The sequence below is a fragment of the Arsenophonus endosymbiont of Aphis craccivora genome (genome assembly GCF_013460135.1).
GTDB lineage: Bacteria > Pseudomonadota > Gammaproteobacteria > Enterobacterales > Enterobacteriaceae > Arsenophonus > Arsenophonus nilaparvatae.
Map to the genome: position 1 here is coordinate 2,282,126 of NZ_CP038155.1, position 14,717 is coordinate 2,296,842.

General features: G+C 38.2%; 10 protein-coding genes and 3 pseudogenes. 3 read left to right on the forward strand and 10 right to left on the reverse strand.

The window, feature by feature from the left end:
• Positions 1–61: 61 nt before the first annotated feature.
• Positions 62–508, reverse strand: coding sequence for a hypothetical protein (locus tag E3U36_RS11580; protein WP_180816619.1), 447 nt, complete (start codon positions 506–508; stop codon positions 62–64).
• Here E3U36_RS11580 and E3U36_RS11585 point away from each other — a divergent pair.
• On the forward strand, positions 474–1,262 hold the full coding sequence (locus tag E3U36_RS11585; protein ID WP_238337562.1) for a two-partner secretion domain-containing protein: 789 nt from the start codon (positions 474–476) through the stop codon (positions 1,260–1,262). The genes E3U36_RS11580 and E3U36_RS11585 overlap by 35 nt on opposite strands.
• Before the next feature lie 143 nt (positions 1,263–1,405).
• On the opposite strand, the gene eno is transcribed toward E3U36_RS11585, so the two are convergent.
• The 8 genes and pseudogenes from eno to dgt all read right to left on the reverse strand — a co-directional run bounded on the left by eno (position 1,406) and on the right by dgt (position 11,916).
• A complete protein-coding gene (gene eno, locus E3U36_RS11590; protein WP_180816620.1) occupies positions 1,406–2,707 on the reverse strand; it encodes a phosphopyruvate hydratase in 1,302 nt (433 codons plus the stop codon).
• Between the two features lie 54 nt (positions 2,708–2,761).
• A complete protein-coding gene (gene pyrG / locus E3U36_RS11595; RefSeq protein ID WP_180816621.1) occupies positions 2,762–4,411 on the reverse strand; it encodes a glutamine hydrolyzing CTP synthase in 1,650 nt (549 codons plus the stop codon).
• Between the two features lie 224 nt (positions 4,412–4,635).
• Complete coding sequence (gene mazG / locus E3U36_RS11600; RefSeq protein ID WP_180816622.1) at positions 4,636–5,427, reverse strand: nucleoside triphosphate pyrophosphohydrolase; 792 nt, start codon at positions 5,425–5,427, stop codon at positions 4,636–4,638.
• A 72-nt stretch (positions 5,428–5,499) separates the two neighbouring features.
• Positions 5,500–7,734: pseudogene (gene relA / locus E3U36_RS11605) on the reverse strand (GTP diphosphokinase).
• A 13-nt stretch (positions 7,735–7,747) separates the two neighbouring features.
• Positions 7,748–9,088: a 23S rRNA (uracil(1939)-C(5))-methyltransferase RlmD gene (gene rlmD / locus E3U36_RS11610; protein WP_180816623.1), complete on the reverse strand. Its 1,341-nt coding sequence runs from the start codon at positions 9,086–9,088 to the stop codon at positions 7,748–7,750.
• A gap of 67 nt (positions 9,089–9,155) precedes the next feature.
• The gene (locus tag E3U36_RS12835; protein ID WP_238337462.1) at positions 9,156–9,566 is read right to left on the reverse strand and encodes a transposase; all 411 of its coding nucleotides are present in this window, start codon (positions 9,564–9,566) and stop codon (positions 9,156–9,158) included.
• Positions 9,541–9,795, reverse strand: a pseudogene (locus E3U36_RS12840) (transposase); the annotation flags it as partial. The pseudogene E3U36_RS12840 and the gene E3U36_RS12835, both read right to left, overlap by 26 nt.
• Before the next feature lie 594 nt (positions 9,796–10,389).
• Positions 10,390–11,916 carry a dGTPase gene (gene dgt / locus E3U36_RS11620; protein WP_180816624.1) on the reverse strand — a complete coding sequence of 509 codons (1,527 nt, stop codon included), beginning with the start codon at positions 11,914–11,916 and terminating at the stop codon, positions 10,390–10,392.
• 123 nt (positions 11,917–12,039) lie between these two features.
• On the opposite strand from dgt, the gene mtnN reads away from it, so the two are divergent.
• Positions 12,040–12,753, forward strand: coding sequence for a 5'-methylthioadenosine/S-adenosylhomocysteine nucleosidase (gene mtnN, locus E3U36_RS11625; protein WP_180816625.1), 714 nt, complete (start codon positions 12,040–12,042; stop codon positions 12,751–12,753).
• Between the two features lie 69 nt (positions 12,754–12,822).
• On the opposite strand, the gene erpA is transcribed toward mtnN, so the two are convergent.
• On the reverse strand, positions 12,823–13,167 hold the full coding sequence (gene erpA / locus E3U36_RS11630) for an iron-sulfur cluster insertion protein ErpA (protein ID WP_180817649.1): 345 nt from the start codon (positions 13,165–13,167) through the stop codon (positions 12,823–12,825).
• Between the two features lie 218 nt (positions 13,168–13,385).
• On the opposite strand from erpA, the pseudogene hemL reads away from it, so the two are divergent.
• Positions 13,386–14,668 (forward strand): annotated as a pseudogene (gene hemL / locus E3U36_RS11635) (glutamate-1-semialdehyde 2,1-aminomutase).
• The last annotated feature ends 49 nt before the right edge of the window (positions 14,669–14,717 follow it).

Sequence of the window (14,717 nt, forward strand, 5' to 3'; positions counted from 1 at the left end):
AAATCTTGTTTATGTTGTTAGATAAAATGCTTTATTTCATCCGCAGATAGGCTATCGATAGTTAATTTAATTTTTTTATTAAATTTTTTTTATGGTTGATAATTTCTAACTGAGTTGTTCGTGTTTTTTCATCCACGGTAATAAATTTTAATGATATTTTTTCATCAATTTTTATTTTTTGTTGACTATTAGTCAGTTTAGTTAATGCAATAATCGAAATTTCATTATCATTAACAAAAAAACGATTTAACTGTTTTTCTTTCTGCTCATTTTGATGATGAATAATGTGACTCTTTTTAATAAAACTTCCCATAACAAAAGTAAAGTTTCCATCTACCTGTTTTTTCACCGCATAGATAGCAGCAAGTTGATTAAAAAACTCCATTAATTTTTGTTTATCGGTAAAATGATAAACTCCTATATTTGAATCAAATACAGGCTTTGTTGATATTGCAAAACCACTAGAAAATGGCATTTCATACAATACATTTTCTGAACTTCCTTTCACTCAAAGTGGCATTAGCTTTAATAATGATATCCAATCAAATCCAATACTAGACAATACAGCGGCTAAGATTATTATCGCAGAAATTACTAGCGATAAGCACTCTAATCTACAAGGCACTATCGGCATTAAAGGAACTATTGCAGATTTGATTATTACCAATCCTAATGGGATCAGTTGGAAAAATGGTAAAACAGATAATGTCAAAAGTCTGTCGCTTATCGCAGGTAAACTGGAAATCCCAGCGAAAAAAACGTTACAACAGCTGAAAAGTCTAAAATTCATTACCACAATAGGTAGCAGCATTAATTTAACTGATGATAGAGAAAATTCCTTGTCCATCAACAATCTGGCGAATATTGAGGCTAAAATTAATATTGCTAAAGTTAATCTTTTTGCTGATAAAATTATCATCAACAATAATATAACCCTGGAGGCTGCACAACAACACTACCTTGCCGCAACTGGCGCAATATCTTATAGCCTGCGCCAAGCTAACATTAAACTTAAGCACCTAATCAAACCGGATACTAATCTAACTTATTTACACCATAGTCAGCTTAAACTTAGCCAGCAGACTACTGTCAAAGGGCAAAATATTATTCTGGAAAGCCACCCTTATCAATGTAGTAATAGTTATTCATGCAAAAATAATAATATCCAATTACACGGCTCGCTGATCGCACAAAATTTTTCCCTACGCGGTGATAGTCTATTTGAAAATTCAGGATCGCTAATTCTTGGCCGGCAACCATGATCGATAAATTGATAATATTAATAAACAGTTGCCTTATTAAGCCATAATAAAAGCATAAAAGAAATCCAAGGACTATTAATAAAAAAGGCGAGATAACAATAAGTCTCTCGCCTTTAATATATGATTAATCAATAACAGTAAATTTAAGCCTGGCCTTTAACTTCTTTTAGACCATTAAAAGGCGCTTTTTCACCTAACACTTCTTCAATACGGATTAATTGATTATATTTAGCAACTCGATCAGAACGGCTCATTGAACCTGTTTTGATCTGGCCCGCTGCTGTTCCTACTGCCAAATCTGCAATTGTAGCGTCTTCAGTTTCACCTGAACGATGTGAGATAACCACAGTGTAGCCGGCATCTTTTGCCATCTTAATTGCTGCTAAAGTTTCGGTTAAGCTACCAATCTGATTGAATTTAATTAAAATAGAATTAGCAATTCCTTTTTCAATGCCTTCTTGCAAAATCTTGGTATTAGTAACGAATAAATCATCACCAACTAACTGAATTTTTTCTCCTAACACTTTAGTCTGGTAGGCGAAACCATCCCAATCTGACTCATTAAGACCATCTTCAATAGAAACGATAGGATATTGTTTGGTCAATTCTTCTAGATAGTGGGTAAATTCTTGTGAAGTAAAAGTTTTACCTTCACCTTTCAGCTCATAATTACCCGTTTCCTGGTTGTAAAATTCTGAGGCGGCACAATCCATTGCTAAAGTAATATCTTTACCTAACTCATAGCCTGCTGCTTCAACGGCGTCTTTAATTGCGGCTAAAGCTGCGGCATTAGATTCTAAATTTGGCGCATAGCCACCTTCATCGCCGACCGCTGTATTCATCCCTTTGGCTTTTAACACTTTTGCCAAGTGGTGAAAAACCTCTGATCCCATCCGAACTGCTTCTTTCAAGATTTTTGCGCCCACTGGCTGGATCATAAACTCTTGAATATCAACATTGTTATCTGCATGTTCACCACCATTGATAATATTCATCATTGGTAAAGGCATAGAGAATTTACCCGGAGTGCCATTCAATTCAGAAATATGCTCATACAAAGGCATACCTTTCGCTGCCGCAGCCGCTTTTGCATTAGCCAGTGAAACAGCCAAAATCGCATTAGCACCGAATTTAGATTTATTTTCTGTACCGTCTAATTCGATCATGATTTTATCGATATTAGCCTGATTTTTGGCATCCTGGTCGATCAATGCATCAGCAATTGGGCCATTTACTGCTGCAACTGCCTTCAAAACACCTTTACCTAAAAAGCGATCTTTATCACCATCACGTAGCTCTAATGCTTCTCGTGAACCGGTCGATGCACCAGATGGTGCCGCTGCTAAACCAACAAATCCGCCTTCTAAATGAACCTCTGATTCAACAGTCGGATTACCACGGGAGTCGATGATTTCACGCCCGATTACTTTAACGATTTTGGACATTAAATTTTCCTCAGTACAAGTTAAATTTCAGCCAATGGTAACAAATTAATACCATTAGCCCATATCTTTTTTCAGCTGGCCTTGCTGATATTCCTTTGCGGCTTTAATAAAACCAGCAAATAACGGATGGCCATCCCTTGGTGTCGAAGTAAATTCAGGATGAAACTGACAAGCGACAAACCAAGGATGGTTAGGATCCTCGATAATTTCCACCAGCTTATTGTCCGCTGAGCGTCCTGCAATACGTAAACCCGCTTCTTCAATACGCGCCAAAAGCTTACCATTGACTTCATAACGGTGGCGATGCCGCTCCATAATTGTGTCGCTCTTGTACAACTCACGGACTTTACTACCTTTCTCTAAACGGCATAATTGGCTACCTACTCGCATCGTACCGCCAAGATCGCTCTTCTCATTACGAACTTTAATACTACCACTGTCATCAGACCATTCCGTAATTAAGGCAACAACCGGATATGGACAATCTGGCGCAAATTCTGTTGAGTTTGCCCCTTTCATAACAGCAACATGACGGACATATTCAATCAGAGCAACTTGCATTCCCAGGCAAATACCCAAATAAGGAATATTATTTTCACGTGCATAACGAGCTGCCATAATTTTCCCTTCGACACCACGTTCACCAAAACCACCTGGAACCAAGATAGCATCAAGTTCTTTTAATAGTTCGGTACCACGAGCTTCAATATCTTCAGAATCAATCAGCTTGATGTTCACTGTTAAACGATTTTTTAAACCGCCATGTTTTAACGCTTCAATAACCGATTTATAAGCATCAGGTAACTCTATATATTTACCTACCATGCCAATAGTTACCTTACCTACCGGATTGGATTGCGCATCAATAACCTGTTCCCATTCAGACAAATCAGCTGCTGGGCAGGTAAGTTCAAATTTCTTACAAATATAATCATCTAGCTGCTGGGATTTCAATAACGCAGGAATTTTATAAATTGAATCAACATCTTCTAATGAAATAACTGCTTCTTTCGGTACATTGCAGAAAAGCGCAATTTTTGACCGTTCATTAACTGGAATAACCCGATCTGAACGGCAAATTAGCACGTCTGGCTGAATACCAATAGAAAGAAGTTCTTTTACTGAATGTTGAGTTGGTTTGGTTTTAACTTCACCTGCAGCAGGTAAATAAGGCACTAAAGTAAGATGCAGGAAAAGAGTGTGTTTACGACCAACATCAACCGCTAATTGACGAATTGCTTCCAAAAAAGGTAAAGATTCAATATCGCCCACTGTGCCACCAACTTCAACCAACACGATATCGTGGCCTTCTCCGCCACGAATAATCCGGTTTTTGATCTCATCAGTAATATGAGGAATAACTTGAATAGTTTCGCCCAAATAATCACCACGACGCTCTTTACGCAATACTTCAGAGTATACGCGACCGGTTGTGAAATTATTACGGCGTGTCATTTTAGTACGAATAAAACGTTCATAATGGCCCAGATCAAGATCAGTTTCTGCACCATCTTCGGTGACATAAACTTCTCCATGTTGGATTGGGCTCATCGTGCCTGGATCAACATTAATATAAGGATCCAGTTTCATAATAGTAACATTCAGTCCACGCGCTTCAAGTATAGCAGCCAAAGAAGCTGCGGCAATGCCTTTGCCAAGAGAGGATACTACCCCGCCGGTTACAAAAATATAATTTGTTTTCATGCTAAACCTGAAAATTTAGGTGTAAAAGACGATGAATATAACAGGACGGGAAAGCAGTATACCCTAACCTTAAATCTGCTACAAATGTTCTAAACCTATTAAGGTTAACTTTCATCAATAATCTTTCAATATCAAGAATTAGCTTATGCAAATTCCTGTCAATAAATAGCTGCTCGATTATAACATCCTAACTAATACTTAATCCATTCAGCTAAAAATAATAATCACTCTTTTTTAATTTGTTGCCAAAGTTTTTCCATTTCATCTAGTGTAGCATTTTCTAATGAACCGCCTTTGTTTAAGATCAGTTTTTCTACTCGGCGAAAACGGTGTTCAAATTTACGACACGCTTTTTGTAATGCTAATTCAGGTTCATGGCCAAGATGGCGCGATAAATTAACCACCGCAAAAAGTAAATCACCAATTTCTTCTTCAATATGTGATTGGCTCGGTTCAGACTTATTTATTTCTGCCAAAACCTCTTCAATTTCTTCATGAACTTTGGCTAATACCGGGGCAAATTTGTCCCAATCAAAACCGACAGCCGCACAGCGTTTTTGCATTTTGTTGACTTGCATTAATGCCGGCAGTACTTGTGGAATATCATATAAAACTGAATGCTGATTTTTTGCGGCCCGTTCTTTAACTTTATTTTTTTCCCAATCATATATTGCTTTATCGATATTAATAATCGATTGTCCAGCAAAAATATGAGGATGACGTGATATTAATTTTTGACTGACGATTTGGCAGATTTCATTAAAATCGAATAATTTTTGTTCTTTTGCAATCTGGGCATAAAAGACACTATGAAACAGTAAATCACCCAATTCTTCTTTTAAAGCAGCAAAATCTTGTCGTTCAATAGCATCAACAACTTCATAAGTTTCCTCCAGCGTATAAGGCGCTATTGTTGCAAAAGATTTCACTTTATCCCATGTACAACCATGTTCAGGATCACGTAACTGAGTCATAATAAATAACAATTGTTCTATTGCAGCTGAGTCCGTTTGCATATTATTTCCATCCGAAGTTAATAAAGTTCAAAAACCTATCAATGCGCCGCTTGCTAAAACATGATGTTATAGTTACGACTTAATATAACGTTTAGCCTCAAATACATCAGGGAGTTGATTTAATTTCGCTAAAATACGACCTAAAAAAGGTAACTGATTGATTTCAATATTTAAATCGATAGTCGCCAATTGTTGTTTAACATCACTACGACTACTAACACTTAAAACATTTACTTTTTTATTAGCAAGAATAGTCGTAATATCTCTTAATAACTTACTACGATCATTAGCAATAATTCTCAATCCTAATGAATAACCACTAGCTTAGTTTTCACCCCAAATAGCATCGACCATTCTTTCTGGTGCATGCAATTGTAGCTCGATCAGTTGCTCACAATCGATACAATGGATCGAAATCCCTCGACCTTTAGTAATAAAACCAACAATATCATCACCAGGAATTGGCTGACAGCAACGAGCAATGTGGTGCATCAAGTTGCCAACCCCTTCTACCACAATTCTACCGCTATCTTTCACTGACAAGCGGATAGAGGATATTTTAGACTCCAGTGTTTTTAACGCGGCACGGTCTGCTTCTTCGGCAGTGGTTTGGCTAAACTTATTCTGTAAAAAATTTACTAGTTGATTAATACGAATATCACCAACACCAATACCTGCCAGCACTTCATCCAATGAGTTAACGTTGTAGCGGGTTAATAACAACTTTTCCGCCTCTTTTATACTTATCGCCAGTTGATTAAGTTCGTTATCTAATATTTGTCGCACTGCCTGGATATTCTTATCACGATCCTGCTTACGAAACCAATTGTGGATCTTAGCGCGACCGCGGTTTGTCGTAACATAGCCTAAATTTGGATTGAGCCAGTCACGGCTAGGATTGGGATATTTTTGCGTAATAATTTCAATTTGATCTCCCATCTGTAAGTGATAACTAAAAGGAACAATCCGGCCGCTGATCTTAGTGCCAATACAGCGATGACCGACATCACTATAAATATGGTAGGCAAAATCAAGTGTGGTTGAGCCAGCAGTCACATCAATGACATCACCTTTAGGTGTAAAAACATACACGCGATCATCAAAAACTTGGCTACGAACCTCATCAAGCATTTCCCCTGAATCAGCTATCTCTTCCTGCCAGGCTATCAATTTTCTTAACCAAACAATACGATTTTCATAGCTACTGCCTTTGCCTGTTATTACCGCACCTTCTTTATATTTCCAATGGGCGGCAATACCTAATTCAGCATTTTCGTGCATTTGGCTGGTCCGGATTTGTACTTCAATCGCTTTACCATTTGGCCCTAACACCACAGTATGAATGGATTGATAGCCATTCGGTTTAGGGTTAGCAACATAATCATCAAATTCATCAGGTAAATGGCGAAAATGAGTGTGCACAATACCTAATGCAGCGTAACAATCCTGTAAACGTTCAACGATAATACGCACAGCGCGCACATCAAACAGTTCATCAAAGGCCAGGTATTTTTTTTGCATCTTCCGCCAGATGCTATATATATGTTTCGGGCGGCCATAAATTTCTGCGGTAATACTTTCCTGTAGCATAAAATGTCGCAGTGACGAAACAAAATCATCAATATAGCGTTCACGATCGATACGACGTTCATAGAGTAATTCAGCAATCTTTTTATATTCATCCGGGTGTAAATAATGAAAACAGAAATCTTCTAGCTCCCATTTCAATTGCCCAATGCCTAAACGGTTGGCCAAAGGCGCATATATATTTAAGCACTCTTTTGCTGCTAAGACTCTTTCTTCTTCAGAGCGTTCCCTTACCTCGCGTAAATGGGCAATACGTTCTGCGATCTTAGTCACCACGCAACGAAAATCTTCCACCATAGCGAGCAACATCCGACGAATATTATCCACCTGAGTAGAACTTTTTTCGCCTAATTTGCTAGCATTCAATTGGCGAATGGCGTCCATCTCCATCACACCTTTAACCAATCCGTGAATCGATTTACCAAATTCAATATTAATAATTTCCTCAGTGACAATTTTGGCATCAACTAAAGGAAACAGCATTGCCGCACGCAGACTATCGATATCCATGCTTAATGTTGACAGGATTTCTCCCATCTCGATGCCACGCCATAGCAGTAATTGACGATGTTCATGTTGCTGAACTTTGCTATAGCAGTAATGCCAAAGTTCAATTAACTTTTGTTCTGAGTCATTGTTGGTAAGTTTGAGACTGGCAACCCACTTATCAACGGCAAATTCTCCTGCAGATGTCAAATGAGCGCTTCTAATTGCAACCATAATCTTTCCTTGCCTATTTGCTTAAATCGCGACAAAAAAGTGCCATAGACTCTAGATGACTAGTATGCGGGAACATATCTAACATCCTGACACTCATAAGTTGATAACCGGCTGTAAGTAATTGTTGACTATCTTTTACTAATGTCGTTGGGTTACAGGAGATATAGACCACCCGTTCTGGTTTAAATTTGATAATATGTGGCATTACGCCCATAGCACCGGCGCGTGCAGGATCTAATAAGATTTTGTTAAAGACCATTTTTGCCCAAGGTTGACAGTCTATGTCAAACTCGAGATCAGCTTGATAAAACTCAACGTTGGTTAATTGATTTAAACTAGCGTTAAACCGTCCTTGCGCCACCAATTCAGCGACGCCTTCAACACCAACAACAGCATTAACATGACGTGCAATAGGTAAGGTAAAATTACCCATGCCACAAAATAGATCAAAAACCCTATCTTGCGGCTCAAGCGCTAACCAATCCAACGCTTGAGCAACCATTTTTTTATTAATTTCAGGATTTACTTGAATAAAATTCTGTGGATCAAATGTCAATTTCACATTCTCAATAGAATAATAAGGCTCACTATCATTACTTGCCAAACTAACAAGTTTAAGCCGATTGGCACTATTATCAACCAAATAAACATTGAGATTATAGCGCCTGGCAAAAGCAGTTAATAATATTTTATCATTAGTAGTTAACGGCTTAAGATGACGCAAAATAACACTCACGCCGTTATCTGCATTAAAAAGCTCAACATGACCTAAATGTTTAACTGCTGCCAATTTGTTTAAACAGTCAGCAACAGGAAGTAATAATTTTTCTAGTTCTGGCTGTAACACAGGACACATTTTCAGTTCCACTAACACATTTGATTGGCTCTGACGAAAACCCATGCGTAAACGACGCTCTGCATGCTGGTATTGAAGACCAAACCGCGCTCTACGGCGATATACATACTCACTACCGGTAATAACTGGCAATGATTTTACCGCACTGCCCGTTTCACGTTGAAATAAATATTCTAACCTACTGATTTTTGCAGCACGTTGAAGAGCCGGCGTCACATGTTGTTGTTGACAACCACCACAGATGCCAAAATGACGACAAAAAGGCGCCACCCGATCAAGACTATCAGTCAATCGTTTGCTCACTTTTGCCGTGGCAAATTGCCTTTTCTCTTCTGTAAATTGAATCTGTGCTTGCTCACCAGGAAGTAAATCAGTAATAAAAATTATTTTTCCTTGATAATGCGCAACACCTTGACCCTTAACATCAAGACTTTCAGCTATTACTGTCAAATTATCGGATTTAACTTTACGCTGCTTTGAAGAATAAAATTGTACCATATAATTAAAGGGGCTTTGTTGAATAAATCAGAATTAGCCGACAGGATGGCTCCCTCTGCTACACCTGTTATCCGATCCTGACGCTGTGTGGCATACCCAACAACGTCATACGGTTCAGCGCTTTGACCATCGCCATTGCTTCACCTACCTGAGCCTCATAGTCACGCAGCCTCAGATGGCCACCCAGCAAAGTTTTTATGCGGAACATCGCTGTTTCTGCCACTGAACGCCGGTGATAATCCACTTTCTTTTTCCACATATCATTACTCCTGCTCAGACGCTGATTCGCCACCGCATGGTTACGTTCATGGTACTTGTCCGGCCAGTATTTCGCTCCGCTTCGCGGCGGGATAAGGGGCCTGATTTTCTTTCTTAGCAACGCGTCGTGGCAGTAACAGGCGTCATAAGCACCGTCTGCTGACCAGCGAGTAGTCCGGACAGCACAGCGGCTAAGACATGAGTTTAAAAATCGAATCAACGAAGCCCTGTAATGCCCGGAGCGACAGGTTAAACACACGCTTCATCATCAGGACAGTGGTAACAGCCATATCGCTGTAGTAAAGCGGCCGGCCACGACCTTCAGGCGAAGAACTGTCAGTCCATCCAGCGATGGCCGACTCATCAAGCCAGACCGTCAGGGAACCGCGTTGTCTGAGTGCCTTGTTGTACGCGGGCCAGTTGGTAATTTTAAACTTTTGCTTTGCCATGGGGAACTGATGTTGAAACGAATTTAGCGATCAGATCCGCCAATCACCTAAAAGTTCGATTTATTCAACAAAGCCCATTAAAGGTATAAAATTTTGTTATTCTATTAATAAAGAAACTGTCATCTCATATATTATCGGAAAATTAAGTTCACTTTATTCATTTTATCAATGAGGATGAAGAATAGTATCACATATCGAAGCAATTGATGTAGATTATCCACCATTAAATTATTAATTATTTGTAATTTAAATAAATAAAGCAATAGATTTATTTATTTTTGTAAAAATAATAAAAATAAAAAACAATGACATAAATTCTCAAAATAAAATAAACCAATATAATATTGCTCAATAATGTTATAACTAAATTGTTATCTAATTTCTAATAATAAATGTTATCAAAATCACTTTAATTATATAAATAGAATAATTTAGATTACAATGGTTTTTAAGTTCAAAACATTTTTCACTTATCAGACCTTAACTCGATATTTAATTAATATGTTTATTCTAAAGCATTACTTAAAATATTTTCCAATCTATATATTTAAGTAATGCTTATTTTCGTTATTTAATTTAATAACATAACATTTTTTAATTTTTCACAGTAAATTTTCGATATTCCTGATAAGCATAATGATCTGTCATACCACTAATATAGTCTTGTATAAGACGAGCGCGGTAATAAAATTCTAATATATCTTTTTCTGTCTCATCAGTAGTGCAAATTCCTTCAATAGCTTCACCATAAGCTAAACAATGTTTAGTAGATAATTTATGCAATAGACGTGTTTCAATGAAATACTTCTTGTGATACTTATCTTGATAAAGCTGGGTAAAATCAGCACGTGGCATTAATAATAATGGGCGATAAAAGTTTAACAAACCGCTAATTATTCGATAACCTTGTAATTCTAATTGTTCAACTTCCGGGTGCGTAAATACATATTTATAGGCAACTCCTTTCAATACCTCCAAGAGATGATGTTCATCACTTTTATCTTCTAATAAGGCACTATTAAAACGTCCGGCATAAATTTCAGCTAAATGTTTAATAAAACGATGAGCACTATACGACGCCAATTTACTAATAATATTAACTCTAAGATACATAAAAAATTGATCTTGCTTGCTACGTCTTGTTTCATTGTGATTAATACTTTTGTAAGCTTTTTCTACTGTCTGTTCAAATAAATCACCTTTTGCTTTTTTAACTGTTGCCAACCAACCTTGCCGTAAATATTCCAACAGCTTATCAACACTGAAAATACCTTTTTCTACCGCATCATCCAAATCGGCAATGCAATAAGAGATATCATCTGCCGCTTCCATAATGTAGGAAAGCGGGAAACGACAATATGGCTTCATATCCAATCGACGATACAACTCTTTGATAAAACTATCTTCTGACCAATAATAGCCCGGTTTTTTAGTTAAATAATCAAAATCTTTAGGGATTGTATCCAGTTGATAAGCACCTTTAGTATATTTTAAGATTGAGCCAATTTGAGCATAAGTCAGGTTCAATTTTAATAATTGATGGATCATTCTGAGTCCCTGAGCATTACCTTCAAATTGACAAAGATCTATACGTAATTGGCGACGAAGCAAATCCTTGTTAGATTCATTTGTTAGTTGTAGAAAATTAATTTGGCATTGATCTATAGCCTTTGATTTAGTAGAAACAAATTCAGCGTCAAGTAATGTTGAAAACCAGCTCTTAATGGCGGCTTCACCAAAATGACCAAAAGGTGGGTTGCCAATATCATGCATTAAACATGCCATTTCAATCAAACTTTCAAACGCATCAAGGCGCTCAAAGAGACCATAAGTTGCCAGCAATTTCTTTTTTTTCAATTGGCTTATCACAGTCTTTGCAATAAAACGGCCAATTTGCTGCACTTCTAACGAATGCGTCAAACGACTTCGAACCGCCGCATTTTGTTCTAAAGGAAAGACTTGAGTCTTCTGTTGTAATCGGCGTATTGCGGCAGAATTAATAATGCGCCCTCGATCACTTTCAAATTGACGATTAACTTGTTCCTCATTCTTTGCATCAACATTGTAATCACTATATTTACGAAGAAAATTGAGCTTTTGCCTAAAATCAATCTTGGACATTTCCCCTCCCGATGATGAAATATCCCCAGCTAATGGATCACAGTTAACTTTTTTTCTCTTTTCAATGTTACAATTGCACGGATCTGACAACATGTCTAATTAATCAACTATGAGTATGACACAATGAAAGTTGCAATAATAGGTGCAATGGAGCAAGAGGTGGCATTATTGTGCGAGCAAATCAATGCTCAGTTGACATTATCACAGGCTGGCTGCGAAATTTACTGCGGAAAATTTGATGATCTTGATATCGCATTATTAAAATCAGGCATTGGTAAAGTTTCTGCGGCAATGGGGACAACATTACTAATAGAACATTTTGCCCCTGAATTTATTATTAACACTGGCTCCGCCGGTGGGTTAGTACCTGTTTTGCAGGTTGGTGATATCGTGGTTTCAACTGAAGTTTGCTATCATGATGTCAATATCACCGCCTTTGGTTACCAACCAGGCCAAATGGCACAATGTCCAGCCACATTTAAAGCGGATAAAAAATTACAAGAACTGGCCGAAAAGTGTATTGAAAAATTAGATTTACATGCTGTTCGCGGTTTGATTTGTAGTGGTGATAGCTTTATTAATGGCGCGAAAGAGCTAACCTATATTCGCCAAACTTTTCCTACTGCCATCGCTGTTGAAATGGAAAGCGCCGCAATTGGTCATGTATGTTATCAATTTGATATCCCATTCGTTGTTGTGCGTGCAATTTCTGATGTCGCTGATAAAGAGTCCCATCTCTCGTTTGAGGAATTTTTGCCTGTCGCGGCTCGTCAGTCAAGCCTATTGGTGCAAACTATGCTGGCTAATTTAGCTAACTCAAGCCAAAGCCGTAAATGAGCTATTCACAACCACTTAGGCTAGATCCCTATACTAAGGGTTATTAATTACCCTTAGTAAGTTAAGCGATTAAATACTAAATGAAGAACCGCAACCACAAGTTGTTTTCGCATTTGGATTGGTTACCACAAACCGTGACCCTTCTAATCCTTCAATATAATCAACACAACCGCCAACCAGATACTGTAAACTCATAGGATCAACGATTAGTTCGACGCCTTGCTTTTCAATCGTTAAATCACTTTCATTCATTTTATCATCAAAGGTGAAACCATATTGAAAACCACTACAGCCTCCACCAGTAATATAGACGCGCAAACGCAAATTGGGATTTTCTTCATCCGCAATCAACGCTTTAACTTTATTCGCTGCAGCATCAGTAAACTGTATAGGCAGTGCAGTATCATTACTCATTTCTAACTCCAGGCCGACATGCCAATCAATAGACGCAGGAAGCAGCAATACTTCACTTGACAAGGGATGATTATCTAACAGCCAGCCAATTGATTCAAGATCCAGCCGAAATTAACTGATTTAAAAAAATTCTCGCTACATTTGCTATTTGGTTTACTGCCAATACTGCTTTAAGATATGCGCAAAATTTCTGCTGGACCAATGCTTGGAGTTATTTAATGAGTCAATCTGAAACACTTTACTAAAAGCCAAAAATTTTATTCCTGGCGGTGTCAATTCACCGGTTCGGGCGTTTAATGGTGTTGGCGGCTATCCATTATTTATTCAGCGAGCTGACGGTGCTTATATTTATGATGTTGATGGCAAAGCTTATATCGATTACGTTGGTTCTTGGGGGCCGATGATTTTAGGTCATAATCACCCCACAATTAAACAAGCGGTCGTCCAAGCGGCAGAAAATGGCCTGAGTTTTGGTGCCCCAACCGCCATTGAAGTAACAATGGCAGAAATAATTAGTCAACTGATTCCATCCATCGAAATGGTTCGTATGGTAAATTCAGGCACAGAAGCCACAATGAGTGCCATACGGCTTGCACGCGGTTATACAGGGCGTGACAAGATTATTAAATTTGAAGGCTGTTATCATGGACATGCCGACTGCCTATTAGTTAAAGCAGGCTCAGGCGCTTTAACCTTTGGTCAACCTAATTCTCCTGGCGTTCCAGCTGATGTTGCCAAACATACTCTTACCTGTACATTTAATGATTTAGATTCAGTTCGGCATACTTTTGCCCAATATCCGCAAGAAATCGCTGCTATCATTGTAGAGCCAGTAGCGGGCAATATGAATTGTATTCTACCCGAGGCTGAATTCCTGCCTGGACTACGTACATTATGCGATCAATTTGGCGCGTTATTAATTATCGACGAAGTGATGACCGGCTTTCTGGTTGCCTTAGGTGGAGCACAAGCACATTATCAAGTTAAACCTGATTTGACCTGTTTAGGTAAAATAATCGGCGGTGGTATGCCTGTTGGCGCATTCGGTGGCCGCCGCGAATTGATGGAAAAACTCTCTCCAATAGGGCCAATTTATCAAGCCGGTACCTTATCAGGCAACCCATTAGCGATGGCAGCAGGCCTTGCTTGCCTAACAGAAGTTGCTAAACCCAATACCCATAAACGCTTAGCAGAACTGACGAAAAAACTTGTTACAGGCTTACAAGAAAAAGCGCAACAAGCTGCTATTCCGTTGGTTGTTAATCATGTTGGCGGCATGTTTGGTCTATTTTTTACAGTGGCACCACAAGTTAACTGCTATCAAGCTGTCATGCAATGTGATATTGAGAAATTTAAGCAATTCTTCCATTTCATGTTAGACGAAGGCGTTTATTTAGCACCTTCTGCCTTTGAAGCGGGTTTCATGTCCATTGCGCATAGTGATGAAGATATTGATCGCACAATTAAAGCAGCAGAAAATGCTTTTAATAAGATGAACTGATCATTTATTAAGCCATAAAAAAACCGGCGCTAATTTTTTACCATAGAGC

What these genes read in the sequence shown, in the direction of transcription:
- rlmD (WP_180816623.1), bottom strand. Translation starts at nt 9,088, where the DNA reads ATGGTACAATTTTATTCTTCAAAGCAGCGTAAAGTTAAATCCGATAAT.
- mtnN (WP_180816625.1), top strand. Translation starts at nt 12,040, where the DNA reads ATGAAAGTTGCAATAATAGGTGCAATGGAGCAAGAGGTGGCATTATTG.
- dgt (WP_180816624.1), bottom strand. Translation starts at nt 11,916, where the DNA reads ATGTCCAAGATTGATTTTAGGCAAAAGCTCAATTTTCTTCGTAAATAT.
- pyrG (WP_180816621.1), bottom strand. Translation starts at nt 4,411, where the DNA reads ATGAAAACAAATTATATTTTTGTAACCGGCGGGGTAGTATCCTCTCTT.
- mazG (WP_180816622.1), bottom strand. Translation starts at nt 5,427, where the DNA reads ATGCAAACGGACTCAGCTGCAATAGAACAATTGTTATTTATTATGACT.
- eno (WP_180816620.1), bottom strand. Translation starts at nt 2,707, where the DNA reads ATGTCCAAAATCGTTAAAGTAATCGGGCGTGAAATCATCGACTCCCGT.
- erpA (WP_180817649.1), bottom strand. Translation starts at nt 13,167, where the DNA reads ATGAGTAATGATACTGCACTGCCTATACAGTTTACTGATGCTGCAGCG.